21 protein-coding genes are annotated in these 19828 nt (G+C 49.9%); 7 read left to right on the forward strand and 14 right to left on the reverse strand.

What is annotated here, in order from left to right; translation table 11 throughout:
- Positions 1–85 precede the first annotated feature (85 nt).
- From nanA to zapE, 7 genes are all read right to left on the reverse strand, one after another.
- Complete coding sequence (gene nanA, locus D6029_RS09890) at positions 86–985, reverse strand: N-acetylneuraminate lyase (protein WP_120064606.1); 900 nt, start codon at positions 983–985, stop codon at positions 86–88.
- A gap of 180 nt (positions 986–1165) precedes the next feature.
- Positions 1166–1948: a transcriptional regulator NanR gene (locus D6029_RS09895; RefSeq protein WP_120064607.1), complete on the reverse strand. Its 783-nt coding sequence runs from the start codon at positions 1946–1948 to the stop codon at positions 1166–1168.
- Between the two features lie 182 nt (positions 1949–2130).
- A complete protein-coding gene (gene sspB / locus D6029_RS09900) occupies positions 2131–2628 on the reverse strand; it encodes a ClpXP protease specificity-enhancing factor (RefSeq protein WP_120064608.1) in 498 nt (165 codons plus the stop codon).
- Between the two features lie 3 nt (positions 2629–2631).
- Positions 2632–3273, reverse strand: a complete 642-nt coding sequence (gene sspA, locus D6029_RS09905) for a stringent starvation protein SspA (RefSeq protein ID WP_034498882.1) — start codon at positions 3271–3273, stop codon at positions 2632–2634.
- Positions 3274–3596: 323 nt separating this feature from the next.
- Complete coding sequence (rpsI, locus tag D6029_RS09910; protein WP_034459799.1) at positions 3597–3989, reverse strand: 30S ribosomal protein S9; 393 nt, start codon at positions 3987–3989, stop codon at positions 3597–3599.
- Between the two features lie 14 nt (positions 3990–4003).
- A complete protein-coding gene (rplM, locus tag D6029_RS09915; RefSeq protein WP_034459800.1) occupies positions 4004–4432 on the reverse strand; it encodes a 50S ribosomal protein L13 in 429 nt (142 codons plus the stop codon).
- A 249-nt stretch (positions 4433–4681) separates the two neighbouring features.
- Complete coding sequence (gene zapE, locus D6029_RS09925) at positions 4682–5800, reverse strand: cell division protein ZapE (RefSeq protein WP_120064609.1); 1119 nt, start codon at positions 5798–5800, stop codon at positions 4682–4684.
- Positions 5801–5980: 180 nt separating this feature from the next.
- On the opposite strand from zapE, the gene zapG reads away from it, so the two are divergent.
- The 3 genes from zapG (at position 5981) to degS (ending at position 9083) form a co-directional block, all read left to right on the forward strand.
- Positions 5981–6382, forward strand: coding sequence for a Z-ring associated protein ZapG (gene zapG, locus D6029_RS09930; protein WP_034459804.1), 402 nt, complete (start codon positions 5981–5983; stop codon positions 6380–6382).
- Positions 6383–6558: 176 nt separating this feature from the next.
- Positions 6559–7929 carry a serine endoprotease DegQ gene (degQ, locus tag D6029_RS09935; protein WP_120064610.1) on the forward strand — a complete coding sequence of 457 codons (1371 nt, stop codon included), beginning with the start codon at positions 6559–6561 and terminating at the stop codon, positions 7927–7929.
- Between the two features lie 86 nt (positions 7930–8015).
- A complete protein-coding gene (gene degS, locus D6029_RS09940) occupies positions 8016–9083 on the forward strand; it encodes an outer membrane-stress sensor serine endopeptidase DegS (RefSeq protein ID WP_120064611.1) in 1068 nt (355 codons plus the stop codon).
- 70 nt (positions 9084–9153) lie between these two features.
- Here degS and mdh read toward each other — a convergent pair whose 3' ends face one another.
- Positions 9154–10092: a malate dehydrogenase gene (gene mdh, locus D6029_RS09945; protein WP_120064612.1), complete on the reverse strand. Its 939-nt coding sequence runs from the start codon at positions 10090–10092 to the stop codon at positions 9154–9156.
- A gap of 433 nt (positions 10093–10525) precedes the next feature.
- Between mdh and argR the strand changes: the two genes are divergently transcribed.
- From argR to yhcN (D6029_RS09960), 3 genes are all read left to right on the forward strand, one after another.
- Complete coding sequence (gene argR / locus D6029_RS09950) at positions 10526–10996, forward strand: transcriptional regulator ArgR (RefSeq protein ID WP_120064613.1); 471 nt, start codon at positions 10526–10528, stop codon at positions 10994–10996.
- 384 nt (positions 10997–11380) lie between these two features.
- Positions 11381–11644, forward strand: coding sequence for a peroxide/acid stress response protein YhcN (gene yhcN, locus D6029_RS09955; RefSeq protein WP_120064614.1), 264 nt, complete (start codon positions 11381–11383; stop codon positions 11642–11644).
- A gap of 116 nt (positions 11645–11760) precedes the next feature.
- Positions 11761–12027, forward strand: a complete 267-nt coding sequence (yhcN, locus tag D6029_RS09960) for a peroxide/acid stress response protein YhcN (RefSeq protein ID WP_120064615.1) — start codon at positions 11761–11763, stop codon at positions 12025–12027.
- A gap of 67 nt (positions 12028–12094) precedes the next feature.
- On the opposite strand, the gene D6029_RS09965 is transcribed toward yhcN (D6029_RS09960), so the two are convergent.
- From D6029_RS09965 to aaeX, 5 genes are all read right to left on the reverse strand, one after another.
- Complete coding sequence (locus tag D6029_RS09965) at positions 12095–12367, reverse strand: barstar family protein (protein ID WP_120064616.1); 273 nt, start codon at positions 12365–12367, stop codon at positions 12095–12097.
- A gap of 34 nt (positions 12368–12401) precedes the next feature.
- Entirely contained in the window at positions 12402–13856 is a 1455-nt protein-coding gene (locus D6029_RS09970; protein ID WP_120064617.1) for an NAD-dependent succinate-semialdehyde dehydrogenase, read from the reverse strand.
- A 200-nt stretch (positions 13857–14056) separates the two neighbouring features.
- Positions 14057–16018: a p-hydroxybenzoic acid efflux pump subunit AaeB gene (aaeB, locus tag D6029_RS09975; RefSeq protein ID WP_120064618.1), complete on the reverse strand. Its 1962-nt coding sequence runs from the start codon at positions 16016–16018 to the stop codon at positions 14057–14059.
- Positions 16019–16030: 12 nt separating this feature from the next.
- The gene (gene aaeA / locus D6029_RS09980; protein WP_418230256.1) at positions 16031–16942 is read right to left on the reverse strand and encodes a p-hydroxybenzoic acid efflux pump subunit AaeA; all 912 of its coding nucleotides are present in this window, start codon (positions 16940–16942) and stop codon (positions 16031–16033) included.
- Between the two features lie 28 nt (positions 16943–16970).
- Complete coding sequence (gene aaeX / locus D6029_RS09985) at positions 16971–17174, reverse strand: p-hydroxybenzoic acid efflux pump operon protein AaeX (RefSeq protein WP_034498893.1); 204 nt, start codon at positions 17172–17174, stop codon at positions 16971–16973.
- 159 nt (positions 17175–17333) lie between these two features.
- Here aaeX and aaeR point away from each other — a divergent pair, with 159 nt between their 5' ends.
- Entirely contained in the window at positions 17334–18275 is a 942-nt protein-coding gene (gene aaeR / locus D6029_RS09990) for an HTH-type transcriptional activator AaeR (protein ID WP_120064619.1), read from the forward strand.
- 65 nt (positions 18276–18340) lie between these two features.
- Here aaeR and tldD read toward each other — a convergent pair whose 3' ends face one another.
- Positions 18341–19786 (reverse strand): metalloprotease TldD, encoded by a 1446-nt coding sequence (tldD, locus tag D6029_RS09995; protein ID WP_120064620.1) that lies wholly within the window; start codon positions 19784–19786, stop codon positions 18341–18343.
- Between the last annotated feature and the right edge of the window lie 42 nt (positions 19787–19828).

Raw genomic sequence — 19828 nt, forward strand, 5'->3', positions numbered from 1 at the left:
ACTCCCGGTGCGAGTTCGTGAAAACTCGCCCTTTGGTTAGGTCTGATTAGACATGGTTTACGGCACCATGGTTTGTATAGGCTTTTCAGAGCGCGGCGCGTTCTTTCTGAAGCTGTGCGGCTAAGGCTTTAAGCTCAGGCAAATATTGCTCTTCAACTGGCGCAAAGGGTTTGCGGCAAAGTGGAACAGCCAGCACATCCATGTAATGTAAAATGGTTTTCAGGCCGCGGAACACGCCAACTTTAATCAGCAAATCGATGACCTTATTGCATTCACTTTGCAGCTGGCTGGCACGTTGCGTATTGCCTTCTTGCACGGCTTGTTTGATTGCCATATAACGCCAGCCCATCACGTTGTACGTACTGCCAATGCCACCATCAGCTCCCGCTAACAAACCTGAAGCGAAGATCTCGTCATAACCGTTATAAAGCACAAGATCCGGATGCGCGCGACGGATCTGCTCCATCTGGTAAAGATCGCCGGAGGTTTGTTTTAGCGCGCCGACGCCCGGTAAGTTGATCAACGTATCAATCTGCTCAAGCGAGAGTTTCACACCACTGAGTGCAGGAATGTTGTAAACCACCATTGGCAAGCCGCCAGACGAATCAATCACCGCACGGTAATGATCACAATGCTCATTGAAGCTGAACGGATAGTAAAATGGCGTAACGGCGGAGACGGCGTCGAACCCATAACGATGCGCGGCACTTGCCAGCGTCTGGCTCTCATGAGTGCTGATGCTGCCCACATGTGCAATTAACGTCACCTTCCCTTTAGCTTCTTCAGCGACAATTTCCAGAACCTGCTCACGCTCCTGCACACTCTGCAAAAATGCTTCGCCCGTTGAGCCACCGACATAAAGACCCTCGATACCCTGTTCAATATTGAAACGAACCAGACGGCGCAAACTGTCGGTGTCGATCTGCTGCTGCTGATTAAATGGAGTTAACAGTGCGGGCATGACTCCGCGAAGATTCTGTTTCATAAACGCCTCTTTGTGGTCTGGTTTCTAAATATAACGATATACCTTTATACCTGTTATACCAGATCAAAAAACAAACACCACATCACTAAGAAGTCAGAATGCGATCTGGCTCATATGAATTTATGATGGTTGATCGGGCATTACCCAGGAAGGCGCGAGAAGGATCTCAGAAAATGCAGGTTACTTTTTCGTTGGACGCTTGCGTGGTTCGGAGTAATAGGAGGCGAATACACTTTTCAGATGGGCCTTTAATGCCGCATCAGCCGCATCAGGATCGCGAGCCTGAATAGCATTGTAAATTTCAATATGCTGCTGATAACTCACATTATTGTGCGCATGCAAAACATCCTGCGCAACCGTTGGGCGGGCGGCAATTAACCAATCAAGCAAGGCAACGTGCACAGCCATAAAGATTGGGTTATCAGGGATCTCAGCCAGTTCACGGTGGAATTCGATATCGGATCGAATAAACAGGTCGTTATCATCCAGCGTCTGGCTGTTCATTTCCAGCGCTTTACCAAGACGGGCGATTTGCTCATCGGTAGCAAATTCAGCAGCGTAGCGAACCAGGCTGGATTCAAAAAACAGTCGCAGTTGCTCAAAATGAGCAATACCACCAGGGCGGGAGAGAAAATCCTTCGCCACGCCAGATAACTCGCCAATAATCGTATCGGCGGAAGGGCGTGATACGCGAGCGCGCTCGCCATTACTGATTTGCACCAAACCTTTTCGTTTCAGGGCCGCCAGGGCTTCGCGTACCGAAGGGCGTCCAACATTGAAAAATGCCATCAATTCACGTTCGGAGGGTAACTGCTCGCCTTCGGCAAACTCACGTCTGCGAATCATCTGCTCAAGTTCTTCTTCCACCATCTCCGAAAGCTTTTTACGTGCAAGCGGACGACGGCGCATCGTATGCCCGATGGTTTCAGTCGTCTCTGGGGGTTGCTCGTCAAATGTGCTCATAGCGTCAGAATCATGCCGTTTTATGGAAGAAGCATCGCAAATAATATCGTCGAATCATAACACAGCAAATCCTGGCTGACGTAAAGATGAGCCAGCAGGTTAATTAAGACAAGAAAAAGCCAGTCCTGAGACTGGCTTCGATTTGCTTTTTTACCGGCAAGCTACGCGATTATTTGTGTGAATTATTTCACTACGCGCAGCGCAGGACGACCACCACGTGGAGGGGGTTCATCGTCCGGATCGTTGTCATCTTCGTCGTGATCGGGGCGTGAGCCATCAATCACTTGCATGACCATTTCTGGTTCAGACGACAACGGCTCGTTATCATTATGACTTTCACCTTCTTCGTCATAACTGGCTTCCGGCTCGAACATCGTACCAGCACCATTTTCACGAGCATAAATAGCCAGAACCGCGGCCATAGGAACAAATACCTGGCGAGGCACACCACCGAAGCGCGCATTAAAACGCACATCGCCATTGGCCAACTCCAGGTTTCCTACTGCACGTGGTGCAATGTTCAGCACAATTTGCCCATCGCGCGCATATTCCATCGGAACATGTACGCCAGGCAATGTCACATCCACCACCAGATGCGGAGTGAGCTGGTTATCCAATAGCCACTCGTAAAAAGCACGGAGCAGATAAGGACGACGTGGTGACAATTGTGACGTATCCATCAATTAGCCCCGAGTTTGCAGACGCATTTCACGCTCAGGTTCGGTCAGAGAAGCGAGGAATGAATCACGCTCGAATACGCGAGTCATATAGCCTTTCATCTCTTTAGAACCTGCGCCTGTCAGCTCAATACCCATCTGCGGCAAACGCCACAGCAATGGCGCCAGGTAGCAATCTACCAGGCTGAACTCATCACTCAGGAAGAAAGGTTTCTGAGTAAATACAGGTGCGATAGCCAGCAATTCTTCACGTAATTGCTTGCGAGCAGCATCAGCTTCTTGAGCAGAACCGTTCATCACGATGTGCATCAGGGAGTACCAGTCTTTCTGGATACGATGCATGTACAGGCGACTTTCACCACGTGCAACCGGGTAAACCGGCATCAGTGGTGGGTGCGGGAAACGCTCATCAAGATATTCCATGATGATGCGGGATTCCCACAGGGTAAGTTCGCGGTCAACCAGGGTCGGTACGCTGTGATTTGGGTTGAGGTCAATCAGATCCTGAGGCAGGTTATCCGTTTCCACATGCTCAATTTCAACGCTAACACCTTTTTCAGCCAGCACGATACGTACCTGGTGGCTATAGATGTCAGTAGGACCGGAAAACAGCGTCATCACCGAACGTTTGTTGGCAGCGACAGCCATGAAAACCTCCAAGTTTATTCAGAAAATTACTGCTAATAGCCGCAGTAAGCGGCAACTAACCTGACCGTTTGATACCCAGATACGCCGGAGAACCACCAGTCGCCAAAAAAGAGGCGAAAACAACCGGATGCCGACCTTTGGGCAGAAAATTGGTTGATAGTTTACCAGATTTTACGGGTTTTGTGGGGAATGGATCTGGAATTTGCCTGAAAGGCTAGTTTTATCATTATGTTAGCGACGCTAAATATAATTTTCAGGCATAAAAAAACCCGGTACAAGACCGGGCTTTTTCGCAAATTGTATTCTGCAAAAGCAGAGGACAATTAACGTTTGGAGAACTGAGGACGACGACGTGCTTTACGCAGACCGACTTTCTTACGTTCAACTTCACGAGCATCACGAGTAACGAAGCCAGCTTTACGCAGTTCGCCACGCAGGGACTCGTCGTACTCCATCAGAGCGCGGGTGATACCGTGACGGATCGCACCAGCCTGACCAGAAGTACCACCACCTTTAACAGTGATGTACAGATCGAATTTCTCAACCATATCAACCAGTTCCAGCGGCTGACGAACTACCATGCGGGCAGTTTCACGACCGAAGTACTGTTCCAGAGAACGTTGGTTGATGATGATTTTGCCGCTGCCCGGTTTGATAAACACGCGAGCTGCGGAACTTTTGCGGCGACCAGTGCCGTAGTATTGATTTTCAGCCATTGCCATAATCCCGATTAAATGTCCAGAACTTGCGGTTGCTGTGCCGCGTGGTTGTGCTCGGTGCCCGCGTAAACTTTCAGTTTACGGAACATAGCACGGCCCAGCGGGCCCTTTGGCAGCATGCCTTTAACCGCGATTTCAATCACACGCTCAGGACGGCGGGCAATCATCTCTTCAAAGGTCGCTTGTTTGATACCACCGATGTGGCCGGTGTGATGGTAATACACTTTGTCAGTACGCTTGTTGCCGGTTACAGCAACTTTTTCTGCGTTCAGAACGATGATGTAATCACCAGTATCAACGTGCGGAGTGTATTCCGCTTTGTGCTTACCGCGCAGACGGCGAGCCAATTCAGTAGCCAGGCGACCTAAGGTCTTACCGTCAGCGTCAACAACGAACCAGTCGCGCTGTACGGTTTCTGGTTTAGCTGTAAAAGTTTTCATTAAAAGCTTACCCAATATATAGTTACACGTAGGTGTTCACCCAAACGTTTAAAATCAGTTCAAGGTTCACACGACAAAGTCCGGCAAACCTACCCCTTCGAATAGCCAATGCCAGCACGACCAAGTTTTGGGAAAAAAACTATGGTTGTAACGTGGGGTCGCAAGATTATAGGGAAGTCGCCCCCAAAGGTCGAACCTTTTTGTAGTTTTTGTCACAGTTTATAGCCAGCGCTGCATACAAAATGAAGTTCACGGCATATGCGGCAAGCGTAAATACTCTTCACTTTGCATTTCTTGCAGGCGCGACAAGCATCGCTGGAATTCAAAGCGCAATCTTTCCCCCTGATAAATCTCAAAAAGCGGCACCTGCGCTGAAACCACCAGCTTGACGTGACGCTCGTAAAACTCATCCACCAGCGCAATAAAGCGCCGCGCTTCATTTTCGTTACGCGTGTTCATTACTGGCACATTAAACAGCATCACGGTATGAAACAGGCGCGAAAGCGCGATGTAATCATGCTGGCTGCGGGCGTCAACGCACAACGTATTGAAATCTACTGCCAGCGTCTGGTTCGCCAGCCCAAGCGTGGCTAACGGGCGATGGTTAATTTCCAGCACCGGTTCCCCTGTCCGCGCCGTGCCAGCTAGCGCGGTATACAGTTTTTCCATTTGCTGCGCAGTTTCGTTATTCAACGGGGAAAGCCACAAGTGGGCCTGAGTCAGCGTTCGCAAGCGGTAATCAATGCCCGCATCGACGTTCATGACTTCGCAATGTCGCTTTATCGCATCGATCGCGGGCAGGAAACGAGGGCGTTGTAAGCCGTTACGATACAGTTCATCAGGTGGAATGTTGGATGTTGCCACCAATGTGATTCCCCGTGCGAACAAAGCTTGCATCAGCGTGCCGAGCAACATGGCATCGGTAATGTCCGAGACAAAAAATTCATCAAAACAAAGCACATCAGTTTCAGCTTTGAAACGGTCAGCAATCACTTCGAGAGGATCGGTTTGCCCTTGCAATTCGGCCAGTTCTTCGTGGACGCGCAGCATAAAACGGTGGAAGTGCAGCCTTAACTTGCGCTCGCCAGGTAGACTCTGAAAAAACATATCCATCAACCAGGTTTTCCCGCGCCCCACTCCGCCCCACATATACAGCCCGCGAACAGGTTCCTGGCTGGCAGTCACATTGCGTTTACCAAAGAGTTTGCCAAAGAAACTATGGCTGGTTGCGACAGTCGGCGTTTGGCTGTTCAACGCTTGCCAGATAGCATTCAGCCGGGTTACGGCCTGAAGTTGGACATCATCGGGTTGGTAGCTGCCCTCGCTGAGGGCTTGTTGGTAGCGCGATGCAGGGGAGTGATTTTGCATGGTATTATGGTATTCCCTTAAAAATCGGATTGCCGTTTACTAATTGCTCAAAACAGGACGGTTGTCGAAAAAAAGGCCGTTCTACCCTAAGCGATGCTGCGTCAGGATTCCACTTCTCTTAGGTTAACGGTTATAGTGGCTACATTACCCTACGGAAACACAAGACAACGGGAGAAGTTCATGACCTGGGAATATGCGCTAATTGGGTTAGTTGTTGGCATCATCGTTGGTGCAGTTGCTATGCGTTTTGGCAACCGCAAGCTGCGTCAGCAGCAAGCAATGCAGTATGAGATTGAGAAAAACAAAGCAGAACTTGAAGAGTATCGTGAAGAGTTAGTCAGCCATTTTGCGCGTAGCGCAGAGTTGCTGGACAACATGGCACATGATTATCGCCAGCTTTATCAGCACATGGCAAAAAGCTCCAGCAGCCTGTTGCCTGAGATGTCGGCCGAAGCGAACCCGTTCCGTAATCGCCTTGCTGAGTCAGAAGCCAGCAACGATCAGGCACCGGTGCAGATGCCGCGTGACTACTCTGATGGCGCATCCGGTTTGCTGCGTACTGAACGCGCAAAACGCGATTAATCACAAATCCAGAATATTTTTCCGGGGTACGGCTTTCGTACCCCAATCTCTCTCCAGCACAGCTATCATTTACTTGTATCACTTCACTCTATAACAACATTGTTACCCGGCTGATATTTCAATAACATCGGAGTGTTACGGGTTTTCCTTTTCCAGGTTACGAGAGCAAACCATCAATGAAGAAACAAACACTGTTGTTGAGTGCCTTAGCGTTAAGCGTCGGACTAACGTTCGGTGTGACATCTCAGGTGAATGCGGCATTGCCAGCACAAATTCCGGGTCAACCGGCTTTGCCAAGCCTTGCACCGATGCTGGAAAAAGTATTACCCGCCGTGGTGAGTGTGCAGGTTGAAGGCACCGCCGCCGCCCCAACACAGAAAGTCCCGGAAGAATTTAAGAAGTTCTTTGGCGATGATATGCCGCCTTCTGAAGCTCAACCTTTTGAAGGTTTAGGTTCTGGCGTCATCATTAATGCTGAGAAAGGTTATGTGCTGACCAACAATCACGTCATTAATCATGCCGAGAAAATCAGCGTGCAGCTTAATGACGGCCGTGAATTTGATGCCAAACTCATTGGTGGCGATGACCAGAGTGATATCGCGCTGATTCAGCTCCAGAATGCGACCGGTTTGACGCAAATCACCGTGGCTGATTCCGACAAACTTCGCGTTGGCGATTTTGCGGTTGCCGTCGGTAACCCGTTCGGCCTGGGGCAAACGGCAACGTCTGGGATTGTATCGGCTTTGGGTCGTAGCGGCCTGAATCTGGAAGGGTTGGAAAACTTTATCCAGACCGATGCCTCCATTAACCGTGGCAACTCCGGTGGCGCATTGCTGAACCTGAACGGCGAGCTTATCGGTATTAACACCGCGATTCTTGCGCCAAGCGGCGGCAGCGTCGGTATCGGCTTTGCGATCCCAAGTAATATGGCGCAAACCCTGGCCAAACAGCTGATGCAGTTTGGTGAAATTAAACGTGGTTTGCTTGGTATTAAAGGTACGGAGATGAGTGCTGATATCGCCAAAGCATTCAATCTGACCACACAACGCGGCGCGTTTGTCAGCGAAGTCTTACCGCAATCGGGTTCAGCCAAAGCGGGCGTAAAAGCAGGTGATGTGATTACCAGCCTGAATGGTAAAACCATCAGCAGCTTTGCAGAACTGCGCGCAAAAATTGCCACCACCGAACCTGGAACCGTCGTGAAGCTTGGCTTGCTGCGCGATGGCAAACCACTGGAAGTGAGCGTGACGCTTGATAAGAGCACCGCTTCATCTGCAAATGCTGAGCTGATTATGCCAGCCTTGCAGGGCGCGACGTTAAGCGATGGTCAGATGAAAGATGGCACCAAAGGGGTGAAACTCGACAGCGTTGAGAAAGGCACACCAGCGGCGCAGGCCGGGCTGCACAAAGACGATTTCATCATTGGTGTAAACCGCGAAAAAATCTCCACCATTGCTGAGATGCGTAAGGTGCTGGAGTCCAAACCAGACGTTATTGCACTGCATGTGGCTCGCGGCGAAGAAAGTATCTATCTGTTAGTCCGATAATCTGCTTAGTAATCGGACATCTCTGTACGATGTCCGATTAACTCATGCTATTCTGCTTCCGGCTTATTATTAACTAATACAAATCCATGTTTCTGAAGATATTACGCTCGGTGGTGATTGGCCTGATTGTGGCTGGCATATTGTTGGTATCCTTACCTTCGCTTCGCCAGAAAATCATTCCTCTGGCCCCCTCGAAATTTGACAGTGCCGATGAAACTCCGCTGAGCTATAACACCGCGGTGCGACGCGCTGCGCCTGCTGTGGTCAACGTTTACAACCGCAGTGTCGGCAATAACACGCAAAATCAGCTAGAAATTAAAACCCTCGGTTCCGGCGTCATCATGGACGAACGCGGCTACATCATTACCAACAAACACGTTATTAATGATGCCGAGCAAATTATCGTTGCCCTGCAGGATGGCCGAGTTTTTGAAGCGCTGTTGGTTGGTTCCGATAGCCTGACTGATTTAGCCGTGCTGAAAATTAATGCCACAAACCTTCCCGTCATCCCAATCAACAATAAGCGCATGCCACATATTGGTGATGTCGTGATGGCGATTGGTAACCCGTATAACCTTGGGCAAACCATAACCCAGGGGATTATCAGTGCCACGGGGCGCATCGGCCTTAGCCCTTCTGGCCGCCAGTCATTCCTGCAAACGGATGCCTCCATTAACCACGGCAACTCCGGTGGCGCGCTGGTTAACTCGCTTGGCGAACTGATGGGCATCAACACCTTGTCGTTTGATAAAAGCAACGATGGTGAAACGCCTGAAGGCATTGGCTTTGCGATCCCGACTCAGCTTTCGACAAAAATCATGGATAAGCTTATCCGTGATGGACGTGTGATTCGTGGTTACATTGGTATTGGCGGGCGTGAGATTACCCCATTGCATGGCCCGGCGACGGGCATCGATCAGATTCAAGGGATCATCGTTAACGAAGTTTCCCCTGACGGCCCGGCAGCAAAAGCAGGCCTTCTGGTTAATGACGTGATTATTTCGGTGAACCATAAACCGGCTATTTCCGCATTGGGCACCATGGACCAGGTGGCAGAAATTCGCCCAGGTTCAGTCATTCCGGTTGAAGTCATGCGTGATGATAAGAAGCTGACGTTGCAAGTGACGATTCAGGAATATCCTGCAACCAACTAATCACTCGTGAATGGCAGGCAATAAAAAACCGGAATCTAAGTTCCGGTTTTTTTTCGCTTAAACGCAGGGTTTATTTATTAACAAACTCTTCGCCAAGGGTAATGTCTTTCTGCAAAGTATCCAGCATACCTTCCAGCGCCTGGTGCTCGAAGGCACTCAGTTTGCCGTAGGATTTGATCTCTGCAATACCGTTTTTACCCAGCAGCAGCGGCTGAGAGAAGAAACGAGTGTGCTCGCCGTTTCCTTCAACATACGCACATTCAACCACATTGCTTTCGCCTTGCAGTGCACGTACCAGAGACAGACCAAAGCGCGCAGCAGCCTGGCCCATTGAAAGAGTTGCAGATCCGCCACCCGCCTTCGCTTCTACAACTTCAGTACCCGCATTCTGGATACGCTTAGTCAGGTCAGCAACTTCTTGCTCGGTAAAGCTCACGCCTGGGATCTGGGACAGCAATGGCAGAATAGTCACGCCAGAGTGGCCGCCGATGACCGGGACTTCGATATCAGTTGGCTGTTTGCCTTTCAGTTCCGCAACAAAGGTGTTGGAGCGGATGATGTCCAGCGTGGTCACGCCAAACAGTTTGTTCTTGTCGTACACGCCGGCTTTTTTCAGCACTTCTGCTGCGATAGCAACAGTGGTATTCACAGGGTTCGTGATAATACCGATACAGGCTTTCGGGCATGTTTTCGCAATCTGTTGAACCAGATTTTTCACAATTCCCGCGTTGACGTTAAACAGGTCAGAACGATCCATACCTGGCTTACGAGCGACACCGGCAGAGATCAACACCACATCAGCACCCACCAGCGCTGGCGTAGCATCTTCACCGCAGAAACCTTTAATTTTCACATCAGTAGGGATATGACTCAGATCGACTGCAACACCTGGGGTTACCGGTGCAATATCATACAGAGAGAGTTCTGAACCTGAAGGCAGTTGGGTCTTGAGTAGAAGGGCAAGCGCCTGGCCGATTCCGCCTGCTGCGCCGAGGACTGCAACTTTCATCCTAAACTCCTTATTATGGTTAGCAAAAATGTGCCGTAACTCCATGCGGTGGCGACCATAATCCAGAGAAGGGGTAATTACAATATTCTCGCTTAAGGTTTGCGAAGTTACGCATTCCTGAAGCGTTACTGCTGCATTTACTCGCCGGGTGGAAACGACGCCTGAGCGCCCGGTCACAACCTGATGTTGTCACATCAACGGCGGTTACATTACCCCTCCCCACGCAGCAAAACAACATCATTTTGATAACATTTGATTTACTTACCCACATATTTTCGAGTCGTGACGGAGGCATGTTCCTGGATAACAAAATTTGATAAAATCCGCCTCTTTCATAACATTATTTCAGGCTAACAGCCCACCATTGATTTGCATAAAAATTCATTTAAATGCATAATAATGTTATCTTTGCTGACCTGTAAATGGGTGACCTATGCGTGTTTCCTCAAAACAAGAAGAATTAGTCAAAGCATTTAAAGCACTACTGAAAGAAGAAAAATTCAGTTCTCAAGGTGAGATCGTTCACGCTTTGCAAAACGACGGCTTTGAAAATATTAATCAGTCCAAAGTTTCTCGCATGCTGACCAAGTTTGGTGCGGTGCGTACTCGTAACGCGAAAATGGAAATGGTGTACTGCTTACCGGCAGAGCTTGGCGTGCCAACAACATCCAGCCCGCTGAAGAACCTGGTGCTGGATATTGATTATAACGATGCCGTTGTTGTGATTCACACAAGCCCAGGTGCAGCACAGCTCATCGCGCGTCTGTTGGATTCTTTAGGTAAAGCCGAAGGCATTCTGGGGACGATTGCTGGGGATGACACTATCTTTACTACGCCTGCAAAAAACTTCACCGTGAAAGAATTGTATGAAGCCATTCTGATCTTGTTTGAACAAGAACTGTAAGCGCTAATCCCCTGGTCCCGTTGTCTTTGCACAACGGGAGCAACACATCCTTAACAACTCCTGCTGGTTCCACAATTCATCTTTAAAACCGAACACAAACACTTCACCCCGCCTAAACCCCCTGACATCAGCTTGTTATGTGATAAACCGCACAAAAAATCAAAGTCTGACATCTCATTGTTTTTACTTATATTTAACACAAAAATAGCAATATACATCCCTTTTTAATAACTTTACGTAATAACCAAAGCCTCTATTATTGTAAAGTTTCATAGGGAATAGTTAGCAGGGTATTAATTTTTCGCGTGACTAGTGTATACTTGATTTTGTGATGAGGGTCACGAAACGAAGACCCCAATAAAAGAATACGACGAGGTAAAAATTATGAACATGAAATCAACTGTAGTAGCCGCTAGCCTGCTTTCAATGCTGTCATTTGGTGCTTTTGCCGCCACTTCTATTAACGCAGAACAAGCGCAGAACCTGCAACCAATGGGTTCAGTTTCTGTCAGCCAGGTAGGCAGTGCGCCAATGGATATGCACCAGATGCTGAGTAAAAAAGCTGAAGAACAAGGTGCTTCTTCTTATCGCATCACCGAAGCACGTTCTGGCGATGCATGGCATGCGACTGCTGAGCTGTATAAATAACAGCCGTTAGCCATAAGCAAAATTGATACAACATTTAGTTAAAGTGACGACCCCAAGAACAATAAATGCAGTTAAGCCCTTCCGGTCGTTAAGAAAATCATTCAGGAGTAGACATCATGAAAACCAAATTAACCATCGCAGGTCTTAGCCTTTTATCTGTTATCTCTTTCGGTGCCAACGCAGCCGCGCATCAGGTAACAACTGAACAAGCTCAAAACTTGCAATCCATGGGTAGCATTTCAGTCAGCCAGGTGGGTAGTGCACCAATGGATATGCGTCATGAATTATCACAGAAAGCGACCCAGGAAGGGGCATCAGCCTATCGCATTACCGAAGCACGTTCGGGCGATACCTGGCACGCCACCGCTGAACTGTATAAATAAACCCTCGTCGTCAAATATGGCGACTTTGCCCCCGCTCGCGGGGGCTTTTTTATACCTGCAAATTTGGTTATCCACGCACGTTAAAACGCAGTTGCCCTTCAAGCTCTTCTTCTGCCTCATCAAAAAGCAAAATCAACGCGCCGTAACGCCGCCTTTGCATTTCTGGCAGATGAACAAATTCAATCTCTACAGGGAGCGGTAAAATGTCTCCGACAACCACGTCCCATAAACTATCGAGATCGTGAACCTGCTTTTTATCGAGTTGAAAAACCTGGATAAAGTGGCGATAGAATCCCGGTTGATCTTCTATCTGACTAAAATCAAAGGTGTATTTTTTCATCGATTGTCACCTTAACCCGTACGCGATGTGGTGACTACAGCCCGCCAATATGCAGGGTTTTCACTTCCAGAAACTCATCCAGACCCAACACCGAACCTTCACGTCCCAGGCCTGACTCTTTCACGCCGCCAAACGGCCCCAACTCAGTCGAAACGGCACACTCGTTGATCCCAATCATCCCGCTTTCAAGCGCTTGAGAGACACGGAACACGCGCGCCAGATTCTGAGTATAGAAGTAAGCAGCCAAACCAAATGGCGTGTTATTCGCCCGCTCAATGACTTCCTCTTCCGTCTTGAAGCTAAAGCAGGCCGCCAGCGGGCCAAAGGTTTCTTCCTGCGCCAGTTTCATGTCGTCGTTAGCATCAACAATCACCGTTGGCTGCCAGAAGTTGCCACCCAATTCATGGCTGTTGCCGCCCACCAGCACTTTTCCGCCTTTCGCCTGCGCATCTTCCACATGTTCACGCACTTTATCGACCGCTGATTTTTCAATTAATGGCCCGACAACCACGCCCTCTTCCAGGCCATTACCCACTTTCAGGGCTTTGACGGCGTCCGCCAGTTTATTCACGAACTGGTCGTAGACCTTTTCCTGAATGAAGAAACGGTTCACGCTGACGCACACTTGCCCGGCATTACGGAATTTATTCGCTATCGCCCCTTTTACCGCTTCGTCGATATCAGCATCGTCAAAAACGATATACGGCGCGTTCCCACCCAGTTCCATTGATACCTTTTTCATGGTTTCAGCCGCATTACGCACCAGCGTTTTGCCGACTGCAGTGGAACCAGTGAATGAAATTTTGCGCACATCGTGGCTGGCCATAATCGCATCGCTAATTTCTTGCGTATTCCCGGCCACGGCATTGAGTACGCCATCAGGGACTCCCGCTTTTTTCGCCAGCGCTAACAAAGCAAATGCGGAGAGCGGCGTGTTATTCGCCGGTTTAATCACGCCAGTACAACCCGCGGCAAGCGCCGGGCCGAGTTTGCGAGTCAGCATCGCCATCGGGAAATTCCACGGCGTGATAGCGGCGACAACGCCCATCGGCTCACGGGTGGCGAGAATGCGCGAACCCGGTTTTACCGGAGGAATGATTTCACCGTTTGCCCGCTTAGCTTGCTCAGCAAACCACTGAATAAAACTCGCGGCATATTCGACTTCGCCTTCCGCCTCTTTCAACGGTTTGCCTTGTTCGGTGGTCATTAAGCGCCCGAGCCAGGCTTTGTTCTCAATAATTAACTGGAACCAGCGATAGAGAATGGTTGAGCGTTCTTTGGCGGTTTTTGCACGCCACGCCGGGAATGCTTTGGCAGCGGCGGCAATCGCTTCTTCGGTTTCCTTTTTACCCGCCTTCGCCACTTTAGCGACTACTTCGCCAGTGGCTGGATTGAGCACATCGAAAGTTGCGCTGAGTTTGCGCCATTCTCCATCAACCAGATAACCGGTGTTAAATAATTCACTGTCCTGGAGTGCCTGATTTGTCATAGTTTTTCTCCTGTTATGAATTGGGCATCTGATATACCCAAAATAATTCGAGTTGCAGACAGGCGGCAAGCGAGTGAATCCCGATGAGCTTACTCTGGTAAGTGATTCGGGTGAGCAAACGCAGCCAACGCATCTGCAAATTGAAGTATGAAGGGTATAAGTATAGATACAAAAAAGCCGACGCATTGCGTCGGCTCGGGTCAGGCAGTAATGAAAGCTTGCTGGTATTTATGCAATACCTCCGCTAGCCGTTTCACCGGTTCGGTGACTTGCAGCGGCGCCTCCCAGATTCGCAACTTCTCCTGGTAAACATCTAACTCTTCCAGTAATTGATTGAAGTAACGCCGCTTTTTATCGTCACTGGACGCTGATGTCACTTTATCTGCGGTTTTGCGCAGCTGGCGATGGTATGCCGAGAGATCGTCATTCACCGGTATGGGTGCATCACGCAGACGCTGATGAGCAATAATTAAGGTCAGCGCCAGGCGGTAACGCGGAATGTCGCCAGGGAACATGTTCAGCAGTAAGAAAAGTTGCTGATAAAGGGCCGGTAAATGGTTTTCTTTGCGACGCGCTTTATTGGTTGTCAGCGCGGAAACTGCGGCGGAAACAAACTGGTTCAGTAAGGTACGCCCGGTACGTTCTTTGGAATTATCGCGAATTAGCAATATCACCATCATGGCCAGGAAGCAGCCCACGAGCTGCCCGAGGGCGCTGTCGAGGAAAGAGCTGAAGTGGAACGTCATTGGGTTGTCTAGCACGATGACGTTGATGGTTCCCGCCAGGACACTCATTGAACCCAACCGCCGTTTCTGCACTTCAATACCAATAAAGAACGCCAGCAGCGCGAGGCTAATGGAGAGCAACACCATGCTTTGTTGGGTGTTCGGCAGAATCACCAGGAAATAGAAAGCGCCGATCGGCAAAGCGGCAATCATGCCATAGAGAAAATCAATCGCGACCATACGCGGGTTTGGCAAACGCATGGCAAGCGATGTGACAACAGCAATCATCACCATTGCGCCACTGCCGGAAGTCCAGCCCGTCCATAACCAAAATAAACTTCCCAATGCGCAGGATATCGTGGTGCGCCAGAAGTTAATCATCGCGTGATGGCCTTCGGCAGATTGCACTTTTACCACCACTTCCTGGTTTAAAATCTCTTCTTCAATCGCGCTAATACGGGTATTGCTGATCACGCCACGTTTCAAAACTAAATAGCGCGTCGCTTCATTGACCCAACTACGAATAGTCACCGGGGTGTATTTTTCACCGGAAAACGACATCACTTTTCGGATAAGTTTTAGCTGTTGATGCACATCCGCAGCGGTTTCTACCGGAGCGTCGAATAACTCGCGAAATTCTGGCGTGACAAATTCAGGGCGCGTGTTTTGGATAAGGAAGGTTTCGCACGCCTGGGTAATTAATGCCAGAGAAACAGTGTTAAGTCCTTTGAGACGGCGGTTCGCCCGGCTCCAACGCGCTGATTCAATCTTCAGATTGTTACGCATGCCTTCCAGCACCGTGGTGCGCTGCACCAGGCTTGCCCAGGCTTTATCCACCTCGTCTTTATCACCATGCGCAATACACAACTGCATCAAGCGATAGTGATCCACCAACAGGCTATCGAGTTGCCTGTCGATTTCTTTCTTGATGGAACGTGGTGAGAAAAGTAAGTCAGCAATGATAGCGCAGACAATACCGATGACAATTTCACTACAACGCTCGACGGCAAATTGAGGAGCAACCAGCGGATTGGCCTGAATGGTGACGATAATAATCAGCGCCGTATAACCTGCAAGGCCCCAGGCGTAAGAGTTTTCGACTTTAACCAGCGAGGAAATCCAGGTGCAAAAACCCGCCCAGATACAGCACACCAACAGCATAACGGCCGGTGCACGGATAAACGTGGTGATAATGAATAACGCGGCAAAACAGCCAATAAATGTCCCGACAATTCGCAGCATGCCGCGATAACGAATCGCGCCAGAATACGGCTCGCCACCTGCCGCAAAAGCAGGGCCAGCGGCGACCAACACTGAAGTCAGCACCGCCCAGCGCGGGGTTTCAAGCTCAAAATGGAAACCGACCCACAGCGCCAACACAATGGCAAAAGCCAGTTTGAAGGCGAAGCGTAAATGTAACCGCGAAATATAATACATATCGACCTACGCTTAACCGAACTCACGCAGGCGATGCATGAGTTTAATAAATACCGATTCGTGGTCAGTATCTCTGTCTTTTTCCCCTGTCACCACGACGGTTGCCGTTGTCCCGGCGGGATAAAGATTAGCTTGTTGTTCATCAAGATGAATTCGCACCGGCACACGCTGCGCCAGACGCACCCATTCCAGATTGGAATCGACGGTCGCCATCCCTTTGCTGTCTCGGGTACTGCTGGCGTTCGTCACACCTGCAGAAAGGCTGTCGACGGTTCCACGCAAGACACGATTGCTGCCAAGCGGCGTGATTTGCACCCGGTAGCCTGGACGAATACCGTCGAGCTTGGTTTCTTCCATATAGGCCAGGATGTAAAACGTACCGCGTTTGACCAACGCAACGGCGGTTGAGCCACGGGTAATAAATTCACCGGTATAGACATTCAGGTTAGTCACCCAACCTTCTGCGGGGGCTCGAATAACGGTACGTTGCAGATCCAGTTGAGCTAAATCACGCGTCGCTTCCGCTTTTGCTAACTGATGCAAAACGGTCTGGAGCACATTGTTGGACTGATCAATCTCTTCACGCGACATCGCCTGCGTGCCTAACGAATTACGGCGACCCGCTTCACGACGTTTTTCCCCAGCTAAAGCCTGGTAATAAGAGACATCGGCCTGAGCTTGTTCTAACGCTTTTTGATAACGAGGCTGGTCGATGGTGAATAGAATCTGATCTTTCTTCACCAGTTGGTTGTCATGCACCTTCACGTCGGTGATCAAACCGGACACGTCTGGCGCAATCGCAACCACATCAGCGGTAAAGCGAGCGTCACGCGTCCACGGGGATTCGGTATAAAACACCCAGGCACGGTAGATAGCGATGAAAGCCAGCAGCACCAGAATTAGCGTGATGGCAGTGCGGATCATTTTTGTTGTAAGTGCTTTCACATCAACCTCAAACAAACAGGCGCGAGATCAGATAAAACAGGCAGCAATAAAGCGCTGTGTTAAATAATGCCGGGTGCCAGACAAAATCATAAATTCCCGTCGGAGTCAGCAGACGGCGAACCAACCAGAACAGCGCCAGCGATAAAATTAGCTCGAAGAATATCGGCGGAAAAGAAAGACCGAATATCACGATAACGGGAAATAGACTCATGTTAACCTTGCAGAAAATACAGGAGACACAAACCCTGGTTCAGCCAGAAACGTTGAACTAACGAGTGATACGGGTTGTGTTGTTAATAATATATTACCGCAATAGTTAGCCGGTTATCTATAATATGTGATCTAAATCACTTTTAAGCCAGAGTGAACAATGGAAAGACTTAAACGCATGTCAGTTTTTGCCAAAGTTGTCGAACTTGGCTCCTTTACCGCCGCTGCCAGACAGCTAGAAATGAGCGTGTCGTCGATCAGCCAAACCGTTTCCAAATTAGAAGACGAGTTACAGGTCAAGCTGCTAAACCGCAGCACACGCAGCATTGGGTTGACTGAAGCCGGTAAAATTTACTATCTGGGCTGCCGCAAAATGCTGCACGAAGCAAAAGAGGTGCATGAGCAACTTTATGCTTTTAACAACACGCCCATTGGCACACTACGAATCGGCAGTTCTTCAACTATGGCACAAAATGTCCTCGCGTCCATGACGGCTGACATGCTCAAAGAATACCCGGAGTTGACGGTAAACCTGGTGACAGGCATCCCGGCCCCGGACTTGATTGCCGATGGTCTGGACGTGGTGATTCGTGTCGGCGCTTTGCAGGATTCCAGCCTGTTCTCAACGCGCCTCGGTTCCATGCCGATGGTGATTTGCGCTGCGAAAAGTTACCTGCAACAAAACGGGACACCAGAAAAACCTGCCGATCTTGCCAGCCATTCCTGGCTTGAATACAGCATTCGCCCGCACAATGAATTTGAATTGATCGCCCCGGAAGGCCTTACCACGCGCATGATCCCGCAAGGTCGTTTCGTCACCAACGATCCCATGACATTAAGCCGTTGGTTAAAAGTAGGCGCCGGGATCGCGTATGTGCCACTGATGTGGGTGATCGATGAGATCAACGATGGAACGCTTGAGATCTTAATGCCGAGCTATCAATCCGATCCACGCCCGGTGTACGCGCTGTATACCGAAAAAGACAAATTGCCGTTGAAAGTGCAGGTTTGTATTAACTACCTGACCGAGTATTTCGTGAAGGTTTCGCATCTTTATCAGGGTGTACGCGAGAGCAAAGGACGTGGAAAAGAAGCGAGGTAGAAAGTGAGGGATAAAAAATAAAACAGCCGGGATTAACCCGGCTGTTTGCATGTAGAAATGAGCTATTAAGCTGTGCCGCCAACCGTCAGATTGTCGACCTTAAGCGTTGGCTGGCCGACACCGACTGGCAAACTCTGCCCTTCTTTGCCGCAAACACCTACGCCGTTATCCAGCGCCAGATCGTTGCCCACCATCGAAACCTGCTGCATGGTTTCGATGCCAGAACCGATAAGCGTTGCGCCTTTCACTGGCGTCGTGACTTTGCCATTTTCGATGAGATACGCTTCGGATGTTGAGAACACAAACTTACCGGATGTGATATCAACCTGCCCGCCGCCGAAGTTCGGGGCGTAAATACCGTATTCCACAGATTCAATAATCTCTTGCGGCGTAGACTTACCGGCCAGCATGTAGGTGTTGGTCATACGTGGCATTGGCAAGTGCGCATAAGATTCGCGACGGCCATTGCCCGTTGGCGCAACGCCCATCAGGCGAGCATTGAGTTTGTCCTGCATGTAGCCTTTCAGCACGCCGTTTTCAATCAACACGTTGTATTGGCCCGGAACGCCTTCATCATCGATGGAAATGGAGCCACGGCGGTTTGCCATGGTGCCGTCATCGACAATCGTACAGAGTTCAGAAGCGACTAACTGGCCCATCTGACCACTGAATACCGACGTCCCGCGACGGTTAAAATCGCCTTCTAAACCGTGGCCGACAGCTTCATGAAGCAGAACGCCAGGCCAGCCCGCGCCCAGCACCACCGGGAACGTACCGGCTGGAGCGGCAACGGCAGAAAGCGTTACCAGCGCCATACGCACGGCTTCTTTTGCCCAGGCGTCCGCGCGAACTTCGCCGCCAACGGTTTCGAGGAAATATTCATAACCAAAACGACCGCCGCCGCCGCTTGAGCCACGCTCGCGTTTGCCGTTGTCTTCAACCTGAACGCTGACAGAAAGACGAACTAATGGGCGAACATCTGCCGCCAGGGTGCCGTCAGTCGCCGCCACCAGAATCAATTCATAAACACCGGTCAGGCTGGCGCTAACTTCCTGAACACGCTTATCTGCCGCACGGGCAACGCTATCGACGCGCTTCAGAATGTCGAGTTTCTCTTCACGCGTCATACTTTGCAGCGGATCGGCACTGGTATAAAGCGCGCTATGCTGCACCGCGCCTAACGTCTGAACGCGGCCATTGCCTTTTTCCTGCACAATGCTGCGCGCCGCATGAGCACTTTGTTCCAGCGCCAGCAAACTGACCTGGTCGGCATAAGCAAAACCGGTTTTCTCACCGCTGACCGCACGCACGCCAACACCTTGATCGATGTTATAAGAGCCATCTTTAATGATGCGGTCTTCGAGCACCCAGGATTCGTGATAACTGGACTGGAAATAGAGATCCCCATAGTCGAGTCGGCGCTCGGATAATTGCCCCAAAATGGAAAACAGATCTTGATGGGTTAAGCCATTCGCAGACAGCAACTGCTCACTTACCAGGTTCAGACTCATCGTTTCGCTACTCTTAATTGTCTATCGATTGGAGATATCTAT

Origin of the sequence: Buttiauxella izardii, assembly GCF_003601925.1 — a bacterium.
GTDB lineage: Bacteria > Pseudomonadota > Gammaproteobacteria > Enterobacterales > Enterobacteriaceae > Buttiauxella > Buttiauxella izardii.